The 21311-nt window shown below is 40.1% G+C and carries 18 protein-coding genes; all 18 read right to left on the bottom strand.

All coding sequences use genetic code 11. From position 1 onward, the window contains the following. Positions 1-322: 322 nt before the first annotated feature. Positions 323-2260 carry an ATP-dependent zinc metalloprotease FtsH gene (ftsH, locus tag AC4QJR_RS00375; protein WP_496524965.1) on the bottom strand — a complete coding sequence of 646 codons (1938 nt, stop codon included), beginning with the start codon at positions 2258-2260 and terminating at the stop codon, positions 323-325. Between the two features lie 117 nt (positions 2261-2377). Beyond that, positions 2378-2923, bottom strand: a complete 546-nt coding sequence (gene hpt / locus AC4QJR_RS00370; protein WP_496524964.1) for a hypoxanthine phosphoribosyltransferase — start codon at positions 2921-2923, stop codon at positions 2378-2380. A 24-nt stretch (positions 2924-2947) separates the two neighbouring features. Beyond that, complete coding sequence (tilS, locus tag AC4QJR_RS00365; protein ID WP_496524963.1) at positions 2948-4333, bottom strand: tRNA lysidine(34) synthetase TilS; 1386 nt, start codon at positions 4331-4333, stop codon at positions 2948-2950. Positions 4334-4522: 189 nt separating this feature from the next. Further along, positions 4523-5539, bottom strand: coding sequence for a serine/threonine protein kinase PrkT (gene prkT / locus AC4QJR_RS00360; RefSeq protein ID WP_496526587.1), 1017 nt, complete (start codon positions 5537-5539; stop codon positions 4523-4525). Beyond that, on the bottom strand, positions 5508-6245 hold the full coding sequence (locus AC4QJR_RS00355; RefSeq protein WP_098576775.1) for a VWA domain-containing protein: 738 nt from the start codon (positions 6243-6245) through the stop codon (positions 5508-5510). The genes prkT and AC4QJR_RS00355 overlap by 32 nt, the downstream gene beginning before the upstream one ends. Positions 6246-6340: 95 nt before the next feature. Further along, a complete protein-coding gene (spoIIE, locus tag AC4QJR_RS00350) occupies positions 6341-8818 on the bottom strand; it encodes a stage II sporulation protein E (protein ID WP_496524962.1) in 2478 nt (825 codons plus the stop codon). A 298-nt stretch (positions 8819-9116) separates the two neighbouring features. Further along, positions 9117-9554, bottom strand: a complete 438-nt coding sequence (locus AC4QJR_RS00345; protein WP_098576773.1) for a S1 domain-containing RNA-binding protein — start codon at positions 9552-9554, stop codon at positions 9117-9119. A gap of 246 nt (positions 9555-9800) precedes the next feature. Further along, positions 9801-10205, bottom strand: coding sequence for an FtsB family cell division protein (locus tag AC4QJR_RS00340; protein WP_496524961.1), 405 nt, complete (start codon positions 10203-10205; stop codon positions 9801-9803). Beyond that, a complete protein-coding gene (gene yabQ, locus AC4QJR_RS00335; protein ID WP_098576772.1) occupies positions 10198-10830 on the bottom strand; it encodes a spore cortex biosynthesis protein YabQ in 633 nt (210 codons plus the stop codon). Before yabQ ends, AC4QJR_RS00340 begins: the two co-directional genes overlap by 8 nt. Next, positions 10827-11129: a sporulation protein YabP gene (yabP, locus tag AC4QJR_RS00330; RefSeq protein ID WP_098576771.1), complete on the bottom strand. Its 303-nt coding sequence runs from the start codon at positions 11127-11129 to the stop codon at positions 10827-10829. The genes yabQ and yabP overlap by 4 nt, the downstream gene beginning before the upstream one ends. Before the next feature lie 76 nt (positions 11130-11205). Next, positions 11206-11481, bottom strand: coding sequence for an RNA-binding S4 domain-containing protein (locus AC4QJR_RS00325; RefSeq protein WP_098576770.1), 276 nt, complete (start codon positions 11479-11481; stop codon positions 11206-11208). Between the two features lie 17 nt (positions 11482-11498). After that, on the bottom strand, positions 11499-12968 hold the full coding sequence (gene yabN / locus AC4QJR_RS00320) for a bifunctional methyltransferase/pyrophosphohydrolase YabN (RefSeq protein ID WP_496524960.1): 1470 nt from the start codon (positions 12966-12968) through the stop codon (positions 11499-11501). Beyond that, positions 12962-14578: a putative polysaccharide biosynthesis protein gene (locus tag AC4QJR_RS00315; RefSeq protein WP_496524959.1), complete on the bottom strand. Its 1617-nt coding sequence runs from the start codon at positions 14576-14578 to the stop codon at positions 12962-12964. Before AC4QJR_RS00315 ends, yabN begins: the two co-directional genes overlap by 7 nt. 248 nt (positions 14579-14826) lie before the next feature. After that, positions 14827-15363 carry a stage V sporulation protein T gene (gene spoVT / locus AC4QJR_RS00310; RefSeq protein WP_098576767.1) on the bottom strand — a complete coding sequence of 179 codons (537 nt, stop codon included), beginning with the start codon at positions 15361-15363 and terminating at the stop codon, positions 14827-14829. Positions 15364-15785: 422 nt separating this feature from the next. Beyond that, on the bottom strand, positions 15786-19331 hold the full coding sequence (gene mfd / locus AC4QJR_RS00305) for a transcription-repair coupling factor (RefSeq protein WP_496524958.1): 3546 nt from the start codon (positions 19329-19331) through the stop codon (positions 15786-15788). A gap of 102 nt (positions 19332-19433) precedes the next feature. Further along, on the bottom strand, positions 19434-19664 hold the full coding sequence (gene fin, locus AC4QJR_RS00300; protein WP_098576765.1) for an anti-sigma-F factor Fin: 231 nt from the start codon (positions 19662-19664) through the stop codon (positions 19434-19436). A gap of 143 nt (positions 19665-19807) precedes the next feature. Then, the gene (pth, locus tag AC4QJR_RS00295) at positions 19808-20371 is read right to left on the bottom strand and encodes an aminoacyl-tRNA hydrolase (protein ID WP_496524957.1); all 564 of its coding nucleotides are present in this window, start codon (positions 20369-20371) and stop codon (positions 19808-19810) included. A 176-nt stretch (positions 20372-20547) separates the two neighbouring features. After that, complete coding sequence (locus AC4QJR_RS00290) at positions 20548-21180, bottom strand: 50S ribosomal protein L25/general stress protein Ctc (RefSeq protein ID WP_496524956.1); 633 nt, start codon at positions 21178-21180, stop codon at positions 20548-20550. Between the last annotated feature and the right edge of the window lie 131 nt (positions 21181-21311).

The raw sequence follows: 21311 nt of genomic DNA, 5'->3' as shown, positions 1-21311 counted from the left end.
ATAATACCATAGATTTGATTAATCATGAAAAAAAAGAGTGCTTCAGCGAAGCTCTCAGTTGTTGAAGAAAGCAATTTTATTTAGTAATTGTCACTGCTAATCGGCCTGTTGATTTCCGCTCCGGGCACTCGCTTTCCGCGGGGAGGCTCCCCGGCACGCCCGCGAACCGCACGCACCTGGAGCGCAAATCAACAGACTTATAGCAAAGCACTAATATTAATAATATTACAAGGAATTAACACGGTGAATTAATATAGTGGATAGTAAAAAAAGAGGCTATCGAATTTTTTCGACAGCCTCTATGCTTCTCACGAAGCACTCATTATTGTTTATCTAATTCATCAGAAGGATTCTCTGGCTCGAGTTCATCCTTTTTCTTATTAATATTAACCTTCACATCATCTGTTTTTTTCGGGCCAATTTTCACAGCTTCTAATGCTTGATTAGGCTCTGGCATATGGCCATGGTCAACCAAGTATTTAATCTGTTCAGCCACAAGTGTTTCCACTTCAAGCAATGTTTTCGCAATGAGGTCAAGTTTATCACGATTTTCAGTAAGAATGACTCTGGCTCTTTCATAACATTCTTTAATAATGCGTTGAACTTCCAAGTCGATTTCGTACGCAATCGCATCTGAATAATTTTGCTCATTATGAATGTCACGGCCTAAGAATACTTGACCACCTGAACCTTGACCAAACTGAAGTGGTCCAAGTTTATCACTCATACCATATTCGGTTACCATCTTACGAGCGATACTAGTTGCACGTTGGAAGTCATTATGCGCCCCTGTACTTACTTCACCAAAGACAATCTCTTCAGCGACACGGCCGCCTAATAAACCAACAATTTTATCGAGTAATTCCGGCTTCGTCATAAAGTAACGGTCTTCTCTAGGAAGCATGACAGCATATCCGCCTGCTTGACCACGAGGTACAATTGTAACCTTGTGGACCATGTCAGCCTCATCGAGCACTAAACCAATCACTGTATGGCCGCCCTCATGGAAGGCAACAATATTACGTTCTTTTTCAGAGATCACTCTGCTCTTTTTAGCTGGTCCAGCAATAACACGGTCTGTTGCTTCATCAATATCTTCCATATCGATTTTCTTCTTACTGCTTCGGGCTGCAACTAATGCTGCCTCATTCAATAAGTTTTCTAAATCTGCACCAGAGAATCCTGGTGTACGCATCGCAATATTTTTCAAGTTAACAGAGTCATCTAATGGCTTATTACGTGCGTGGACTTTAAGGACTGCTTCACGACCAACAACATCCGGACGGTCAACAGTAATTTGCCGGTCAAAACGACCTGGACGTAATAACGCAGGATCTAGAATATCAGCACGGTTGGTAGCAGCAATAATGATAATTCCTTCATTTGCCCCAAATCCGTCCATTTCAACAAGCAATTGGTTCAAAGTTTGTTCACGTTCATCATGTCCGCCGCCTAGGCCTGCGCCACGCTGACGTCCAACGGCATCAATTTCATCAATAAAGATAATACATGGTGCATTTTTCTTTGCATTTTCGAATAAATCACGGACACGGGAAGCCCCGACCCCGACAAACATTTCAACGAAATCAGAACCACTAATCGAGAAGAACGGTACGCCTGCTTCACCCGCAGTAGCACGAGCAAGCAATGTTTTACCAGTACCTGGAGGTCCGACAAGGAGAACCCCTTTTGGAATGCGGGCTCCTAATTCAGCAAATTTTCGTGGATCCTTTAAAAATTCAACCACTTCCACCAATTCTGCCTTTTCTTCATCAGCACCAGCTACATCTCTAAAACGCACTTTTTTCTTATCATCGTTATAAAGCTTCGCTTTGGATTTACCAAAGTTCATAACACGGCTGCCGCCGCCTTGAGCTTGGTTTAATAAGAAGAAGAATAAAATAAAAATAATCACAAACGGAATAATTGATGTAAAGAAAGTCACCCATCCGCTTGTTTCCTTCGCAGGCATTACTTCCACTTTTGAATCAGCTTTATTAATTTTGTTAATTATTTCTTCACTGTTTGGTACATACGTTATGAATTTTTTCTTCGAATCTAACTCACCACGGACTTCATAAACTCCGCGTTCAGGCTGCATTGAGAACGATTTTACATCGCCGCTTTCTAGTTGGGCAACAAACTTATCATATGAAATATGATTTGTCGACTCGTTACTTCCATTAAAGAAACTTACCACACCAATAATGACTAAAAATATCAATAAATAAAAGATGGTATTACGGAAAATCCGATTCATCTCTTACCTCCTCCCGCGATAGACAAACTATAGTAAATGGTATCATAGAAAATCTTACAAATTCAAGAAATTACACTTTGATAGGGCTTACTACCTCCAAGTTAACGGTAAGGATGCTTAGAGATCATTTGTGTATACTTCAGGTTTTAATACGCCAATGTATGGAAGGTTTCGATATTTTTCTATATAATCCAAGCCATAACCGACAACAAATTCATCTGGCACTATAAAACCTACATAATCCGCTTGAATTGCGCTTTTTCTGCCTGTTGGTTTATCAAGCAGTGTGACAATCTTAATGGATTTTGCTTTCCGATATTTAAACAAATCAACCAAATAGCTAAGCGTTAAACCGCTATCGATAATATCTTCGATAATAAGGATGTCTCTTCCTTCTACAGATGTATCTAAATCCTTAATAATTTTCACTTCACCTGAAGAAACAAGTCCGGTTCCGTAGCTCGATACATCCATAAAATCCATTTCTAGATAGCAATCCATCCGTTTTAATAAATCACCCATAAACGGCATCGCACCTTTTAACACCCCAATAGCAAGCGGGAATTTATCATGGTACTCTTCCGTTAATTGTGCAGCTAGATTCCTGATTTTATCTTGAATCTCTTCCTCTGATACTAATACTTTTTCAATGTCCTGTTTCATCTAAATGTGCCTCCTAGAAGATCCCTACTTTTGATATGTGAATAGTATATATTGTTTAGCTTTGCAATCTATACCATCAAATGAAGACTTTTTTAAACCTGGCAGCCAAATAATATTACCTTCTTTGTCAGTTAATACTGGCCACATATTTCGTTCCTGCATTGGTACTTTTTGATCAATAAATATGGACTTTAATTTTTTAGAACCATTCAATCCCTTGATCGTCATTCGATCGCCAATTTTTCTAGAACGAATAATAACTGGCCATTTTATCGTGCCGACACTAAACAAAGCCGTGTTTACATCTGCATCCAGAATTTTCTCCGTTACATATCTGCAATTAATTTCCCCGCCATTCGGCAAGTTAATCACACCCGGTTCTCTCAATTCAAAATGATATGATGGTACCTCATTCGATTGAAATTGGAATGTAAGGGAGTAATAGGAACGGATAACTTTTAAACCATTAGGAAAATCAAGCTTACCTGATGGCAGAGGATGCTGAATTAACAAAAATACTTGATCGATATGTACAGCGGATAAAGATGTTGGTTTTTCTTTGTAAAGATAGTTTAATATTAGTTGAATCCCTCTCCTTTGTAAAGGTAAAGGCACTTCACGAAACCGGCGAATGTCAATGGTAATTTTGCACTCTTCCTTTTTTGTCATTACTGTATTCATTTGTTGAACAGTTAATTCCTGAAGGAAGATTTCATCGGTGGTTAATTCTTCACTAAACCGTTGAAAATGTTCATGGACATGCGGGTTTTCCTTTTTTAAAAAGGGAATCACTTCTTTACGAAACCGATTTCTGCTATAAATTCCTTTTTCATTACTTGGATCTATTCTTGGGCTAAGATGATGCCTTTGACAGTAATCCTCTATGTCAGCTCTTTCCAACCCTAAGAACGGACGAAAAATGGTGCCGCTGTAAAATGGGCGGATAAATGGAATGCCTGCACGAGCAAGCCCCGTACTGCCCCTTGTTACTCTCATTAACATTGTTTCCATTTGATCATCGCCGTGATGTGCCAGCGCTAAAAATGGATACTGATACTTTTCCATAATTTCTAAAAAAAACTCATATCTCGCATCGCGTGCCGCAATTTGCGAACTTTTACCCGTTAATTCGATGATTTTCGGAACATTGACCCGAGTCATTTCAAAAGGCAGGCTATTTTGTTCACAAAATTTTTGAACAAAAATCGCATCCTCATAGGACTCTTGACCACGAAACATATGGTCTACATGGGCAACAACAAGGAGCATATTTTGCTTCTCCTTTTCCGAAAGCAAATAGTGCAGCAGCGCTAACGAATCCGGACCTCCTGAAACACCAATGACAATTTTTTTTGATGTTAAACTAAATGCCTGGTGATGAAGAAAGGTCTTGACCTTTGTTTCCAACATAATATTGCACTCTTCCTTAAAACAATGTTTAGAACTTTAAATAGTAAGAATAACCTTAGTCTACCACTTTTAAGAATAAAGTATCAAAGCATTGATATTACAAATAGCCTAGAAATATTTCCTATTCATTTATGGAAATTTTCATGTATTAAATGTTATACGAATGAATCCATAATAAGTTTCAAACATTTATAGTAATTTATTAAATGTATACCATGCATATAAAAGGCCTAACACAATGGCAATTAACCAGAATTCCATCCAACTGCTTTTTTTCTTTTTTTTGCGGTAGTGCTGCCTAGTCATCGATTTACTTCCCATCGAACCCGGCTGTGGTTGTTGTTTTGATGCTAATTTGCTCGTCCCGCCTGTCTTTTTGGGAACTGGATCGGGATTTTTTTTATCAATCATCAGATCTAATAGGTCTGCTCTCATTTGCTTCGCGCTACTATATTGGCCTTGAAGTGCTTTTAAAATGACTTTTTCCCAAGCTATTAACTCTGTCTTCTGACGTATCGCTTCCTTTAACTGCACAATCCCCCCTGTTGTTTTCGTTAATCGTTTGGGATAGGCTGTGTTAATCATAATCATGGCCACTGCAAACAAGTCATACGAAGGTTCGGCCTTCCTTGAACCCAGCCCCCAATAGCCGCGATCATAAAACTCAGTAAACTCCTTAATGGCTCTCCCCTGTATGGTCGTACCGCCCACATCAATACACCTTATTTTGGGAGGTGGTCCTGTGACAATTAAATTTTCTGGCTTAAGATCGCCAAATACCCAGCCATTTTCATGTAGCTTGTCTAAATCATTTAACAGCTGCAAAAATAACACACTCGTCCACGACTTTCCCTTTTGTTGTAAAAAGGATAAGAAGTCTGGGCCGTCGATGTATTCCATGACATAAAATGAAACCCGTCCTTGATTACTTTGCCAATCATCAACATCAAGCAAAGAAGGCCCAAGGGTTGGGGTTCCCTGGACCTTTGCTAAGGATTTTAATACATTTACTTCTGAAGTAATCGACATCCCATTATCACTCATTTTCAGCGCTACTTGAGTGTTATTATGTTTGGCAAGATAGACCACCCCGTTTGCTCCAAATCCAAGTTCCCTTATAATCGTGTACTTGTTCAAATGCCATTTCCCTGAAATAACCGTTCCTGGGCTTACCTTACATTGACTCTTCAAAGTATGATTCATCATCACGTGAAAGAAGGCTCCTTAAGGATTGTTTTTGATCAAACGAGGATAGCGCTGTCCGTAGCGCTGGTCCTGTCGGGGTTATTCCTCCCGTAGACAATTGGGAAAATACACTTGTCAATGTTTGCAGCTTCGGTGTCCAATCCAGCAGCATTTCGACATCTTTCTTTTTCCCGGGAAATACATAAACTGAAAATTGATTATCACCTGTACGGGCATTCAAGCTTAGAGAGAGGTCTAGGAGTGCTTCTTTTACTGTCGGCAGTTTGTGTTTCATACTGGCACTTGTATCGACAAGAATCAACACTTCTAATTCGACAGTTTCTCCTAATTCATCCACAACCTCCATAACTTCGCCTCGTTTTTCAGGCGGGAGATCTTCCATCGTTTGTGACCGTCCCAAAATTTGCTGCAATTCTCTGTTTACCACTCCTTGAATCGTCTGATTCATGGCTTTGCGGGTAACCATTTGTACGGTCTGCGATAATTGCTGGGCATAGACAATCTGACTGACTCCTCCGCCTGACATGGCAATCCCTTCAATTTCGGTCATCCCTTTTTCATCAATGGTATCCTGCTCCATCACTCCAATAACATTAACAGTGATTCCCTGTTCTCTAGCGAGTGCAGCCATGGCAATTGGATCGTCTCCTTGATTGGAACATCCATCGGTAATAAGTAAAATTTGGCGAATTTTCCCTGTATACATAACCTTCTCCCTTCACTACATGTATTGGTACCATTTTCGACGGGAAGAAGGTGATTTATACATATTTAACATAGAAGCTGCATAAAATAACTTGTTCATGCTTGGCGCTTTAATTTTTGAACAGGAATGGACGCCCATTTTGGTGTATTATGGTTTATTTTTGCAACCGTTACTGTCATATCATCATGGATAATCTCAGAGCGCGAGCGTATCACTTCCTCTAGGATTAAATCAGCTACTTCTTGTGGGTCGTTTGTCTCTAATCCTTGTAGTTTCCGTTTCATCCATAAATCATAGTTCTCTACATGCAAGGGTCCTTCAAATACCCCATCACTCATCATGATGAGTAAATCTCCGGCCTTCAATTGCTCACTTACCACGTCCACTTCAAATTCCTGAATCATTCCAATTGGCAAATTGCTGGCTTGGATTTTAATAATCTTATTTCCTCTCTTTATAAAACTAGGTGTGGATCCAATCTTAAGGAACTTCGCTGATGCATTTTGCAGGTCAATCATGGCTAAGTCTAACGTAGAAAAAATTTCATCCGTTGTCCGAAGTGAAAGGATGGAATTAACTGATTTTATCGCCACCTTTTCCTCAATGCCCGATTGCAGGATTTTTTGTAAAAGAAGCAAGGTTTCTTTACTTTCGTAATGTGCTCTTTCTCCATTTCCCATCCCATCGCTGATGGCAATCGCATACTTACCAAATCCTAGTTCAATCGTCGAATAGCTATCGCCTGAAACAAGTCCGCCATCCTTTGCTGCATGAGCTACACCTGTTTCCACCGTATACGCCTTTGACGACCTGAATGTCACATGACAAAAGTCAGTCGGAACGGTTGCACATTCTTCCAGTTTTACAACGATCGTCTCACCAAGAATATCTGATAACATCGGGGCAATTAATTTTTCACATTCACCATGGCCATTGCAAAATGGCAAGGACATTTCAATATCGACATTTCCTTGTTCAAGGCTATAAATTTCCACCTGCTCAATGTGAATACCGAACGATTGCATCGCCTCCATAATTTGCTCTTCCTGTTTGTGGTGATTTTCCCTTTCCCGTTGAATCTCCTTTGCGAAATTCTCCATTACCTCTGATACACCTAACAATTGATCAGCAACCAACTTACGACTCTCTTGAACCTGTCTCTTCAGCTTTTGGTTGGCTTGGAAAAAGGTTAATTCCTGGCCAATTGATTCATAGACTTTTTTGGAACGTGTACAAATTCTTTCCCAATCCCTTGCTAGTTTAGAAGAAATATTCCCACCGTTTTGATCCATTTCATGAATAATCTCTTCCATATAAGCATAGGTTGTATTAAAATTACTTGCCCAACATTGATCTTTCTTAAAGCAGGTTTGGCAGGTCTTTTCAGTCACGTTACTCATAAAGTAATCCATTTCCCGCTCATTTTCATCTTCCCGCGGTTGAACCTCCATCTGTGAAAAGCTTTTGGACAAGGCATGGAAGACATTCGAGAATTGTGACACTCGCTGCGCGGTGACGTCGCGCATCTTCCGCATATATTTTTGCTGTTCAGCTGTGTATTCCGGCGTACCAGGGATATACTTCGCTAATCTTGAGGTTAATACTTGAGGTGTCAGCAGGAATAAGAAAACAGCTGCCGAGGTTTCCAAAACGGTCATCAGAATCGAACCATCCCCACCTTCTCCATACATGCCAATGAGGAGCGTGGCAATAAATAAACCAATCGAAACACCTATTTTCTTCCCTTCCTTCATGAGGCCGCCCAGAACACCTGAAAAAGCTAGTAGACTCATATGATAAAAACTTGAAACACTCGCAAGGCTGAAAATCAACCCCGTAACCACCCCAACAGTAGAGCCGACAGTTGCCCCAGCAATAAATGAAAACACTAACACTAAGTATCTCGACAAGATATGTTCCACTGATAAATCATATACCTTCCAGCCGATCGTCCCTGTCATGATGGAAGCAAGCATGATAATTAAACAGACGATTTCTTCCGTCTTTAATAATTGTCTCCGTTTGTTAAAGGTTAACAAGGGAATACTTTGTAAAAAGATAAGCGTCAATATAAAAGCTAGACTTGTTTGTACCCCTACCATCATGAAATCATATAGTGTCAATTGTGTTGAAAGGATAAATGCCTCAGCTAGTTTCCCCAGTCCAAGCACAATGGCGACAAAAAACGGCGCTGCCTTCAACTCATTTCTTAGCCATTTCTTGCTAATACGAAAAACAACGATAAAGCAAAGGGTAATGATAAAGGTACTGGCAGCATTTGATAAGGAAATGGTCACTGCCCCGATAACCAGTCCGATCAAGGCAAGCGGTGCCCGATCTCGCTTAATTAAATAAACAGAAGCAAAAAAGGGAAGGCAAAAAGGGGTCAGCTTCGCCAAAATCAAGGCCCGTCCAAGCAAAAAACCAACCAATAATAGTAAGAACCCTTTTTTTATGAAAAAGGACTCCAGCATTAGTTGAATTTTTTTCAATCCACTCTGCAAAGCCCATTTGGATGGCTGAAGATTAACTTCACTGACCGGTTCTATGAAACTAGCATTTGTCTTTTCCATAAATCACACTCCCTATTCTTTCATTGTTCAGATAATTATAAAATTAATAGACACAGAAGTTTGTCAAATTAGTGAACTAGCAAAAAAAATCGTTCGACTGTTTTCACTATTATCATTCAAATAATATTAATTAGTGTCGAAACAAAATAGGTGTCAGGCACCATGTGAATAAATTCACATGGTGCCTGACACCTATTTTCCATTTAAAGTACAAAAAAGACAGGTCATTTTCGACCTGTCTTTACCTATAGATATGAAGTGAATCCACTCTTTATCCTATTAAAAGTTTAGCAGCAAGTTACCCCCGCTTAGCTCCTCTTCCTCCACGTTTGGACTCTGTGTTCCTTTTTAAGGAAGATAAACGATCTTCACTATCTTTTAAAAATTTGGCCATTTTGGTTTCAAAATTTTCCGGCTTAAAATTATTACGATCGTTGTTTCTACCCTGACGAGGTCGTTGTGAGTGTGAGTTTGAGTGGGATCTTTGCTGTGACTCAGGGCGATCCTTTGCCTTTTTAATCGACAGCCCAATCTTCCCATCCTTCTCAACATTAATGACTTTTACCTCTACTTGGTCGCCAACCTTCAAATGGTCATTAATATCTTTCACATAATTGTCTGCGACCTCACTGATGTGTACGAGTCCTGTTGAGCCCTCCGGCAGCTCCACAAACGCTCCAAAATTAGTAATCCCGGTTACCTTTCCTTGTAACTTGCTGCCTACTTCAATTGACATAAAAAGAATGTTCCTCCTTAAAAGTATAAAGTGAAACTTCAATCAGTGGGGGGTTTTTCCATCTCCCACTGATTGTTAGTTGAACCAATCGGGCATTTATGGGCAGTTGACCCCCACCAATCCTTTTTGTCCCATCAAAGTCTTGAAGTGTGGGTCTTACTGCCCGTTGATGCGGGATAAAAAATCAATCTTACTCTATATTATACAAAAAGAAAAAAATCAGTGTCAATATGACTATAAAATGGTTCATTTACCCTTCTTTTCATCTGGAATATTAAAAATGATTTCACCTTTACTGGAGAAAAAGTACTCTTTTCTTGCCAACTTTGCAATATAATCATCATCATTTAATTTAATAATATTTTCATTTAGAATATCTTGCTGCCCTTTTAATTGCCTTAACTCATGATCCAGCTGCTTCTTCTGTGCAATCTTAGCATTGAGCTTTGCCGTTTGGGAAATGTTACTGGAAATCATCAAGTAAGAGAGAATGCTCGCAAATACCAGAAACATTGTCAGCCTTCTTGCTAATAACTTCTTTTTCCTAGCTGAAGCAATTTCTGCATATTCTTGCTGCTTTACAAAGGTTGTCTGAATCTTTGATACACTACTCTTTTGTTCTGCTCCCATTTCCCTCACCGCCTTACTCATTTCGTTTTTTCCATCTATCTATAAACTTAGTAATATAATTCCTGATTCTCTGAAAATTTCCTGCCGTTTTATTATATAACTTCTCGACGGATTTTTTAATACTTTTCGGCAAAAGTTTCCAAAAGAGCAACAGGATTTTTTGCATCGGAACGACAATAATTTTGACTATTAATAATAAAACCTTACCAATAAATTTTACAAGGGTGAAAAGGCCCCTGCCAATCGCAATGATAATGATGATAATAAACTGAACAAGACCAACAATTGGTTTATAGATCAATAGCTGAAAGGTCTTTTTTAAGAAGCGGCTGATCGCAATCACAGATTTTATCACAAATTCGAGCAAGCGAAGATAGATCCCTTTAAATAGACTCTGGTAAGCAGCAAATCCACAAATAAGAGCGAGGAAGATATAAAATCTAAGCTCGCCATTATTGACTAAAAATAGGGTATAGAAAATAATCACTGCTTGGATAATCCAAAAGAGTAAATCATTAAAAAAGACTATCCATTGCTTTCGTTTCGGCCGTTTTAAAAACCGTTGATAAGTATCGAACATGGCACCAAACAAGGTGCCCATTCCAATCATCGAAAGCAGGGTGAAAAATTGAGTCGAGAGGCTCATCGGAATAACTTACTAAAGAATCCTTTAGCTTTCTCCCCGTGCTGTTCATCAAGATAAACTAGATCAAAGATCTTCCCCTTGATCGAAACAAGCCCCTTTTCTACATCTAAGTTTTTCATTTGCAGGTTCTGCCCTTTGATAGCTAAAAACCCCATGGTGGTCTCGAGTAAAAACTCCTCATTATCAAAACTTTCAACTTGTTTAACCCCAGTAATATCAAGCAGCCTTCTGCCCCTCATGATGACATCATGTTCTGGAACGGTGCTCTTTGATGGATTATTCTCATAAAATTGGCTCATTAACATCCCTCACAATCTTTGTACAACCTTTTTGATACATATTTATGTGAGGGATGAAAAAATTAGAACCCGGTTACTAAAAGGGCGATTCGGTGGAGCCAATTCTTTCTTCATTGATGATAGTATACATTTCTGCTGCATCTTCCTTGCGTGTGGTATCTTGAATTCGGTCAATCCTCGCTGTTACCTTCCTCTGCCCTAAACGAATGGTTAATTCATCGCCGACTTTTACCGTTGAGCTGGCCTTAGCCTCTTTCCCATTAATTTCAATTCGTCCCTGATCCGATACTTCTTTTGCTAAGGTCCTTCTTTTAATTAAACGAGATACTTTCAAAAATTTATCAAGACGCATGTAGTTGTCCTCCTCTTTTATAATCCCTTAACTTTTGCCTCATCCCAATATTTGTCAAGTTGTTCAAGTGTATGTTCCTCAAATGTCCTGCTGCTTTCCTTTACCCTTTCTTCGACAAACTGAAACCGGCGTGTAAACTTCTCATTGGTTTCAAACAAAGCTTCTTCCGGATGAATCTTTAAGAATCTGGCGACATTTACAAACGCAAATAATAAATCACCGAATTCCCCTTTCGCACGTTTCATCCCTTCTTCCGTTCCATCAAGTTCCTGCACAAATTCTTCGAGTTCTTCTTTCACTTTCTCCAAAGCAGGGGTAATTTCCTGCCAATCAAAGCCAACCTTGGCTGCTTTCTTTTGCAGTTCATAGGCTCTTAACAGATTGGGTAAGGCCAATGACACCCCCTCAAGTAATGAGTTGGGTGCTTCTTCCCCCTTTTCCTGTCTCTTAATCTCCTGCCAATTTCGAACGACTTCATCCGCATTCTCTGCCTCAACATTTCCGAACACATGGGGATGGCGTCGAATCATTTTTGCTGATAATCCCTCAATAATGTCATCTATCGAAAAATAACCATCATCCTCACCAATTTGTGCATGGAGCATGACCTGCAGCAGTACATCGCCAAGTTCCTCAATTAAATGATCAATATCTCCACTATTTATTGCATCAATCACTTCAAAGGTTTCTTCAATTAAGTATTTCTTTAAGGATTCATGTGTTTGCTCCCGGTCCCATGGACAGCCCGTCGGACTCCTGAGTTCGGCAATAATTTCCCTGAGTTTTGAAAAATTCTTCAAAAGAATTTGTTCTTCTTTAACTGGAGGGATATAAACGGACGTTAAATTGTTGATTGATACATTTCGATCCAACTCATACAAAGGTACTTTCTCGATAATCTCAGCGCTGCTTCCTGCGGCCGTTACAATATACACCAAATAATCATCAGGTAACTTTTCCATTAACGTTAGTTTCACGTTCGAAGCAACAAATTGATCGTAAACTTGGCCAATGATCATATGTTGTTCAATCTGCAGCTGCTCTTTGCTTAGTGATGTCCCATCAAGCAATTGGAATCCATCAATGGGGTCAATTTTTAACGACGTAAATAAGGCGTCAATAAAACTTTGACCGCCGCCAATCGTAATCTCAATCTCTTGCTTTGGACCATACTCTAAAAGGAGCTGTACGGTCTGCTCCGCCACTAGCGGGTGTCCGGGGACCGCATAAACCACCGCCTCGCGGCCGGCCTTATCTAATAGTGTCTGAGCAATTTCTTCATACACATCCTCAAATTGATCATGTTTTTCATAAATCGCATCAAACGAAAGATAAGTAAATCCTTCTTTCTCTAACTCAGCGACGACAGGGTGCTCCTTCGTCCGTAAAAATACCTCTCCTGCATTCATTAATTTCTTATACACTCCAACGGGAAGCTGCGCTAAATCCCCTGCACCTAAACCAAGAATCTCAATCTTTTTCACCATTTATTCCTATCCTTTCGTGCCATTAATTTTATTAATTTACTTCCAAATGGAAATAATGATAGTTCTTCTTCAAGAAACACTCTCCCCCGAATCATCACCAATAAGAAGAGGAATCCACCTAATATAGCGGAACTTAGCGATTGAAAGACGGACTCGATTCGTCCAACATCATCTGTGCCCCATAAATATAAATAAACTTTTAAAAAGGCAACCATAGTTACTGTCGCCATGACCACCGTCCACGAAAAGCGCAGAGAAAATAGCGAAATCCTGGTGATCTTTTTAAATTGAACGAATAACAGAACTGTGACGAGAAATAGTGAAAGCAGTGAAGAAATGGCTGCCCCCATTGTTCCATATAAGGGAACGAACACACCATTTAGTATATATTTTACTGGAAAGGCAAGGGCTGCCGCGAGGGCAGGAAAAAGCATGACACCAAGCCCTTGCATAATGGCAATAATCGTTGATGTAATCGATGTAAATAGAATCATAAAGCCAAGCACACCAATGACCTCAGATCCTGCGTTATTTTCAAACAGCATCGTATTGGTTGGTTCAATAATTGCCCATAGTCCTGCCGATGCCCCGACACCAATGATCACACTTACCTTAAGAGCTACTTGAATTTTGTGTTGCAAAAATTCCGGTTTGGCTGATAAACGCTCTCTTGTAATTAAAGGAACCAGTGTTAATGACATCGAGGTCGCAGCAATGGTACCTAATTGAATAAGCGGCTGCCCCCGATCAAATATCCCCTTAAGGCCCTTGGCCATGTCTTTTTCCACACCACTTGAGACAAGCAGGGAGAAGAGACTTAACGAATCCCCTAACTGGATAAAAATCATCAGCATCCCGCTGATACAAATCGTTAGACCTTGGAAGATCAGTGCCTTTAGGATCTTTTTGGCCTCGCCAGTATAGTTTCGAAACATACCTGGACTGGGTGCTATTACCTTCCATTCTTTACGAATCCACAAAAACATAAACAAGATGATTCCTGAGACCATACTGCCTGTAATCGAGCCAAACATGGCCCCTCCGCCAACAAGATACTGTGAATAGCCCTTTTCCATAAAAAGATATGCTAGAAAGAGGATCGTTACCACCCTGGTTGATTGTTCACCCACCTGGGATAAGGCGGTAGGAACCATGTTGCCGCTGCCTTGGTAATACCCGCGTAGGATTGATATCAGTGGAAACATCAAAAACACGATCGAGACAACCCGTAAAAGAATCGCTAGGTGCGGGTCATCCATCCAAACCGCGATGCTGCCCGCCCCAAAATAAAGAACCAAGAAACAAAGAAAACCAAATAATTGCAAATAAATAAAGGAGAAAAATAACAAGAGACGAGATTTGATATCGTCACCTTTTAGTTTCTGCTCCGCATACAGCTTAGAAATAACCACCGGAAAGCCCGTCGTCGACAGGACGATGGCCATTCCATAAAACGGGTACACCTGTTGGTATATGTAAAAACCGATATCACCGACAATATTTTGAAAAGGAATTCGGTAAAAGGCACTTAAAATTTTTGTAACCAGTGCCGCCAGCATTAAAATAAAAGCCCCCCTAAACAGAGCCCTAGACTGATTCACAGACTTCATTCATTCACCTACTAAAAAGAAAAGCGCAAGCGCCCGTTTAGCGGCGTATGGACTGGAGCACTTTGACTGAGATAAAGGAAACACGGAGAGCGGAGCGCATCCGTGCTTGACTTATCGACAGGAAAAGGGCGAAGTACACTAGCCGCTGGGCGCTGGAGCTAGACATTATAATACAAACTCGAAGGTTATTATAGCACACGCACAGCCGTTTTTAAGCTAAATAAAAAAGACAGCTGTCGCTGCCTTTTTTATGATTCCATTTGTCGAGCGAGGAACCCAGCTGCGGTTTCAACCGCCTTTTGTTCAACCTCGCCAAGAGTTCCTTCTTTAGAAAAAATAATGACTGCTCCGATTGGGTCACCATTTGCAATAATAGGTCCAATCGTATAGGAAGTTACTGCTTCCTCATTTCCATCCACTAAGGCAATATCGCCCTTTTGCGTATTCAAGATTGAATTTCGCTCTTCCATGGACTTTTCAATGACATCACTAATATTTTTATTTAAGTATTCCTTCTTAGAACCGCCGGCCATTGCGATAACAGAGTCTCTATCACAAATTAATACAGGGTTTCCAAGGCTATCAAAAAGCGCTTCAGCATATTCTTTGGCAAAATCACCCAATTCACTAATAGGTGAATATTTTTTCAAGATGACTTCTCCGTCTCGATCCACAAAGATCTCTAACGGATCCCCTTCGCGTATACGCAAAGTTCTGCGTATTTCTTTGGGAATGACAACACGACCCAAATCATCGATTCGACGAACTATTCCAGTTGCTTTCATCCAATGTTGCCTCACTTTCATCTGATGATTATTCAACTTGGTAATGATCCTTGAGAGGTAAGAAATAGACTAGCTTTTTCAAATTAGATAATTGTCTAGCTCCAGCTCCCAGCGACTAGTGTACTATCCCTCTCCTCCCTACGACAAGTCAACATCGACTCGCAAAAAGCGCGATTCGTGTTTCCTTTATCTTGTTCGGAGCGGTCTAGTCCATACGTCGCTAACCGGTCGCTTCCGCCTTTCTTGCCAATCATCACCAACTTTGAACTTAGTATCTTTCATCTGGAAAGTTATATACATAAACGTAATTTTTTTTCAAATATCTTAGAATTATCCCAAATTGGATAATGCTTCATTTCTTTGGAATGATTCGCTCAAACGGATTAACTTGGTTAGAGTAACTCTGTGTTGGTCAATTCCTCTTAATTCACGGGATTTTCATGACCCTTTTTGGCTTTGGATACACCCTTAACCATTTCAAAGGTAATATTCAACCATTCTGAAACAGAATAATCCTTGATTTTAATAACAATTTTCAGTCGAGGACCTTCCATTCCTGGAGAAACATTTCGCCCAAACTGACTTCCAATTTGGAAAATCTTACTTCCATCAATGGTGTTGGTCACCTCTTCATTTATTAAAATGGTTACTTCTTGTTTCGATTGTTTAATTTGGTCCACGCCATTTAATAGAGCATAAACTTTCATTTCAGCAATCTGAAATAAAGAGGCAACCTCTTCCGGATACTCCCCAAAACGGTCGAGCATTTCTGATTCAAGTTCCTCAATATCATCGAGAGACTCAGCACCCCTGAACCGTTTATACATCTCTATCTTTTGATGCCCATCCTTAATATATGTATCAGGAATATAAGCATCTATTTCAAGGTCAATTTCGACTGATTTCTTTACAGCTGTTCCAGGTACGCCGATGCTTACCTTTCGCTCTTCAATCGCCTCTTTTAACATCTGGGAATAAAGGTCAAAACCAACAGAGTCAATAAAGCCATGCTGTTGGGCACCTAATAAATTACCCGCTCCCCTGATCGATAAATCACGCATGGCAATTTTAAAACCAGAACCTAACTCGGTAAATTCCTTAATAGCTTGAAGACGCTTTTCTGCGACCTCCGTTAAGACTTTATCTTTTCGATAAGTGAAATAGGCATAGGCGACACGATTTGAACGACCGACGCGGCCGCGGAGCTGATAAAGCTGAGACAGCCCCATTCGATCCGCATCATAAACGATTAAGGTATTTACATTCGGTATGTCCACACCGGTTTCAATGATGGTGGTACTGACAAGAACATCATATTCACCCGCTAAAAAGCCGATCATCACCGTTTCTAATTCATTTTCTGTCATCTGACCATGAGCACATACCACGCGTGCATCCGGCACAAGCATCGATATCTCTTCCGCTTTTCGCTCAATATCTTCCACCCTGTTATATAAATAATAAACTTGTCCGTCTCGGGCTAGTTCCCTTTCGATCGCTTCCCGCACCAATGATCCATTATATTCCATTACATACGTTTGGACAGGGAATCGGTTTTCAGGCGGCGTCTCGATGACCGATAAATCTCTGACACCAAGCATAGACATATGCAGCGTTCGAGGGATTGGCGTTGCCGTTAAGGTTAAGACATCAACATTTGTTTTTAGTTTCTTGATCTTTTCCTTATGGGTCACTCCAAAACGTTGCTCTTCATCAATTATCAACAGGCCTAAATCACGGTATACAATATCTTTGGATAGCAGGCGGTGTGTTCCTACGACAATATCGATCGTCCCTGCCTTTAATCCTTTAATTGTTTCTGTTTGTTGTTTTTTCGAACGGAAACGGTTTAACAGGCCAATATTAATGGGATAATCCTGAAACCTTTCCCGTAATGTTTCATGATGCTGCTGGGCCAAGATGGTAGTTGGAACCAGAAAAGCTACCTGCTTGCCGTCAGCGATGGCCTTGAAGGCGGCACGAATGGCTACCTCTGTTTTTCCATAGCCAACATCCCCGCAAAGAAGACGATCCATCGGACGCGGTCTTTCCATGTCTTTTTTAATCTCATGAATAGAGCGCAATTGATCATCAGTTTCTTGGTAAGCAAAAGACGTTTCAAAATCTTTCTGCAAATCTCCATCAGGTGAATAGGCATAGCCAACCGCTGCTTCCCGCTCTGCATATAATTTAATTAGATCGTCAGCAATATCTTGAACAGAAGATTGAACCTTCTTCTTGACCTTTTTCCAATCCGTTCCGCCCAGCTTATAGATCTTTGGCTCTTTGCCTTCCGAACCAACATACTTCATGACTAGGTCAATCTGTTCGACAGGGACATATAGTTTGTCTGTTCCTTGATAACGGATATGGAGATAATCCTTATGAATTCCGTTAATGACAAGCGTTTCAATCCCTAGATATTTACCGATTCCATGATTGACGTGAACTACAAGATCACCGATTTTTAGCTCAGAGTAACTTTTAATTCTTTCAGCATTTGATAGTTTTTGGCGATTAGTAGATTTTTTGACACGTTTATTAAATAGTTCTTCCTCAGTAATCACCGCTATTTTCTGAATGGACAGTTCAAAACCTGTTTGCAGATTCCCATGCATAATTTGAACTTTACCAGGCATCAGCTGTTGTCCGCTTTTGATTACACTCGCACTGATCTCATAATCCTCGAGGACACGCTCTAGCTTTTTAACCCGTTCTTCATCAGGTCCTAAAAATAAAATAGAATAATTGCTTTTTTTCCAACGGTCCACCTCTGCTTTTAACAAATGCATCTGACCGTGGAAGTTTTGCATTTGCTTGCAGGATATATTAATAATATTTTGCGGGCTGGTATTTGCCACATGCCGCAAAAATAAGGACATATAAACGATTGGCCATTCCTTTTTATGCAAAAGTACAGTTAGGTCATGGGAAATATGTAAATCATGGATAATCTGACCAGTGCCAAGTAAACTTGTATACCATTCTGCCTCTTCTTTTACTAATGAATCATTCATTTCTTGAACTCGGCTTATTTCATCAACAAATACAAGTCCATTTCTTGGCAGGTAGTCTAGTAGACTACTAGCACGATCGTACGCTAGTGATAGGTATTTAAATACTTGGTCAGGCTTCTGTCCATTTTTTAATTGCTCTAATTCAAAACTGATATTCTGTGACAGTTGCATTTTGGCCTTATCATCCTTCAGCTTTCGAAGGCTATTCCCTAACCCTGCTTCAAGCTTCTCAACAATTTGGCTATAATTCTCTGCTTCCAGTACTACCTCTGTTGCAGGTCCAATCTGAATCTCTGAAACCTTTTCCTTCGAACGTTGGTCTTCTAAAGAGAAGGAACGAATCGAGTCGATTTCTGTATCGAATAATTCAATTCGGAGCGGATTTGACTCCGTTAGCGGATAAATATCAATAATCCCGCCTCTTACACTAAATTCCCCTGGTGTTGTTACCATTTCTGCTCGAACATACCCCATTTTGATAAATGTGTTTAAGGTTTGGTCAATATTTATATCTTCTCCTAATTTTAATGAGAGCTGGTATTTCTCCCAGATTGACTTAGGTGGGACAATTTTCTTTAACCCTGCAACAGGAACAATTAATATTCCCTTTTTATGTTTACTCCAGTAATTCAAGGCTTCTATTCTTTGTGCCTTTAATTCAGGACTGGCAATACTCATTTCGGCAGCAATTAACTCATTCGCAGGAAAAAGAAAAACTTCCTTTTCGCTTAATAGATTGACAATATCATCATAAAGTTTTTGTGCTTGTAGTAGATTATGTGTGACGAGCATGATCGGCCTTTGCATTTGTTCGTAAATAGATGCGGCTAACACGGTTCTAGACGATCCTGATAACCCAGCAATCAGCTGTTCCTTTAGGCCCTCTTCCACTCCAGCAATCACGGAATGGACATCTTCCTGCTTGAGGAATAACGATGTTAAAGCATTCAAGATTTCTCCTCCCTCCTTCTTCCATCAAAAATCATATGATTTTCATTCTTATATTAGTAAATTATAAATAGAAAAACGCTTTGGACGGAGCTCCAAAGCTGGTTAATGAATAAGGAAATCGTATTGGTGGTAATCTGGTGTTCGTTCTAAAGCTTCTTGACAGTCTTCACAAATGGCTGTGATGTGAATATCGCCAGATGAGTCATACGCAACCATTTCCAGTCTTTCTTGATCAGATAATTTATGAAGACCGAGTGCTTCGCTGTGTATGGATGCTTTTTCAATCGACCCAAGGTTCGTACCACAATGACGACAATGGTAATGGATGGCCACGCCTGTCCCTCCCTAATCTAGGATTCCTTCATAGTATGAACCTTTTGGGAGGAACTTATTCAATTAGAAACCGCTATCATCACGACCCATCGTATCTTTTTATTGCTTTTATTGTATGAAACAAATAGTTAATTCATGAATCATCACGACTGATTAAATTCATTCATGACCTGCAAGAAAGGCTTTTCAAGCCACGCTGAGCAAGCTTCTGCACTTTTTTTGACAGCCTCTTCCATTGGCCCCTTTTCTTCTGGGCGAAAACGGCCAAGGACATAGTCAGGGACGCTCATTCCTGCTTGAGGGCGATCAATCCCAATTCTAATTCGATTAAACACCTGTGTACCAAGATGAGCAACGGTTGACTTAATTCCGTTATGTCCGCCCGGGCTCCCTTTTTGCCTTAGTCTAATCTTTCCGACAGGCAAGTCAAGATCATCATAGATTACAAGGAGATCTTCTTCAGCAACTTCATAATAATCGATGACAGCTCTGATTGATTCCCCGGATAGATTCATATAGGTTAGCGGCTTTAACAAAATGACCTTTTCGCCATTATAAAAGCCCATTCCATACAATCCTTTAAATTTTGACTGGTTAAGTGGAATTGAAAAAGTACTTGATAGTGCATCAATGACTTCGAATCCAATATTATGTCTTGTATGTTCGTATTGTTTTCCAGGATTACCTAAACCAACTATTAATTTCATTCTGGGTCCCACCAATCCGTTTTAGCCAACCTTTTAAATATTTTTCGAAACATCTTTATTCTCCCATGAGAGTGTAATGAGGTAAAAGACGTAACCTTGTAAAGATTACGCCTTGTTGCTACTCTTTAATTTAACAGTGAACAGTGAAGATTGTCTAGCCTAAGATACAGGTCTTTTTATTCTGGAGTGGTCTCTCGGCCTTCTTCATTATCAGGATGTCCGCCATCTTGCTGTTCTCCTGCATTAATTTCTTCTTCTTGTTGCGGAGGAAGAATGGAAGCGATCACTTCATCATTTTCATGGTTAATTTGGAAAGTAGATCCTTGATTGAGAATGTCTGCAACGGTTAGCGTTTCACCTACCTGCAGATTCGTCACATCGACCTCAATTTGTGGTGGGATATTATCCGGTGTCGACGTAATCGATAATTGATGGAGCGGTTGCTGTAAGACACCGCCATCTTTTACACCTGCTGCATCCCCAGCTAAAACAAGTCTTACATCTACATTAATCTTCGAGGATTTATCGACTGCTAAGAAATCCACATGAATGATTTCTCTTTTAATCATATTCTCTTGATAATCGGTTAAGATTACATCTTGCTTGCTCCCATCAACATCCAAGGAGATGACTCCATTTCTGCCCACTTGACGAATTGTTTTTGTTAAGTCCGCCGCACTAACATACACTGGCTTACTATCAACTTTTGACCCATAAATGATGGCTGGTATATTTCCACCCGTTCTAATTTGTTTTAGTGCTGAGTGGCGCAATTCCTTCCGTTCCTTTGCTTGTAAAACTGTACTCATGATTAACACCCTCCTATTTTATCAAAAACCGTCTATATAAAAATGCCCCAAAACAGGGAGGTCTAAACATTTAAATTTGATCGTCTATCCAAAACAGGAGAATGCCGATAACAGAAATAGGATCCAGCCTT

The sequence above is a fragment of the Neobacillus sp. BP17 genome, from assembly GCF_059579525.1.
Note: the sequence above shows the minus strand (reverse complement) of the source record. Positions and strands in the feature narration are given on the sequence as shown.

Coding starts and splice junctions, on each gene's coding strand:
- ftsH (WP_496524965.1), bottom strand. CDS start 2,260: ATGAATCGGATTTTCCGTAATACCATCTTTTATTTATTGATATTTTTA.
- hpt (WP_496524964.1), bottom strand. CDS start 2,923: ATGAAACAGGACATTGAAAAAGTATTAGTATCAGAGGAAGAGATTCAA.
- tilS (WP_496524963.1), bottom strand. CDS start 4,333: ATGTTGGAAACAAAGGTCAAGACCTTTCTTCATCACCAGGCATTTAGT.
- prkT (WP_496526587.1), bottom strand. CDS start 5,539: ATGATGAATCATACTTTGAAGAGTCAATGTAAGGTAAGCCCAGGAACG.
- AC4QJR_RS00355 (WP_098576775.1), bottom strand. CDS start 6,245: ATGTATACAGGGAAAATTCGCCAAATTTTACTTATTACCGATGGATGT.
- spoIIE (WP_496524962.1), bottom strand. CDS start 8,818: ATGGAAAAGACAAATGCTAGTTTCATAGAACCGGTCAGTGAAGTTAAT.
- AC4QJR_RS00345 (WP_098576773.1), bottom strand. CDS start 9,554: ATGTCAATTGAAGTAGGCAGCAAGTTACAAGGAAAGGTAACCGGGATT.
- AC4QJR_RS00340 (WP_496524961.1), bottom strand. CDS start 10,205: ATGAGTAAGGCGGTGAGGGAAATGGGAGCAGAACAAAAGAGTAGTGTA.
- yabQ (WP_098576772.1), bottom strand. CDS start 10,830: ATGAGCCTCTCGACTCAATTTTTCACCCTGCTTTCGATGATTGGAATG.
- yabP (WP_098576771.1), bottom strand. CDS start 11,129: ATGAGCCAATTTTATGAGAATAATCCATCAAAGAGCACCGTTCCAGAA.
- AC4QJR_RS00325 (WP_098576770.1), bottom strand. CDS start 11,481: ATGCGTCTTGATAAATTTTTGAAAGTATCTCGTTTAATTAAAAGAAGG.
- yabN (WP_496524960.1), bottom strand. CDS start 12,968: ATGGTGAAAAAGATTGAGATTCTTGGTTTAGGTGCAGGGGATTTAGCG.
- AC4QJR_RS00315 (WP_496524959.1), bottom strand. CDS start 14,578: ATGAAGTCTGTGAATCAGTCTAGGGCTCTGTTTAGGGGGGCTTTTATT.
- spoVT (WP_098576767.1), bottom strand. CDS start 15,363: ATGAAAGCAACTGGAATAGTTCGTCGAATCGATGATTTGGGTCGTGTT.
- pth (WP_496524957.1), bottom strand. CDS start 20,371: ATGAAATTAATAGTTGGTTTAGGTAATCCTGGAAAACAATACGAACAT.
- AC4QJR_RS00290 (WP_496524956.1), bottom strand. CDS start 21,180: ATGAGTACAGTTTTACAAGCAAAGGAACGGAAGGAATTGCGCCACTCA.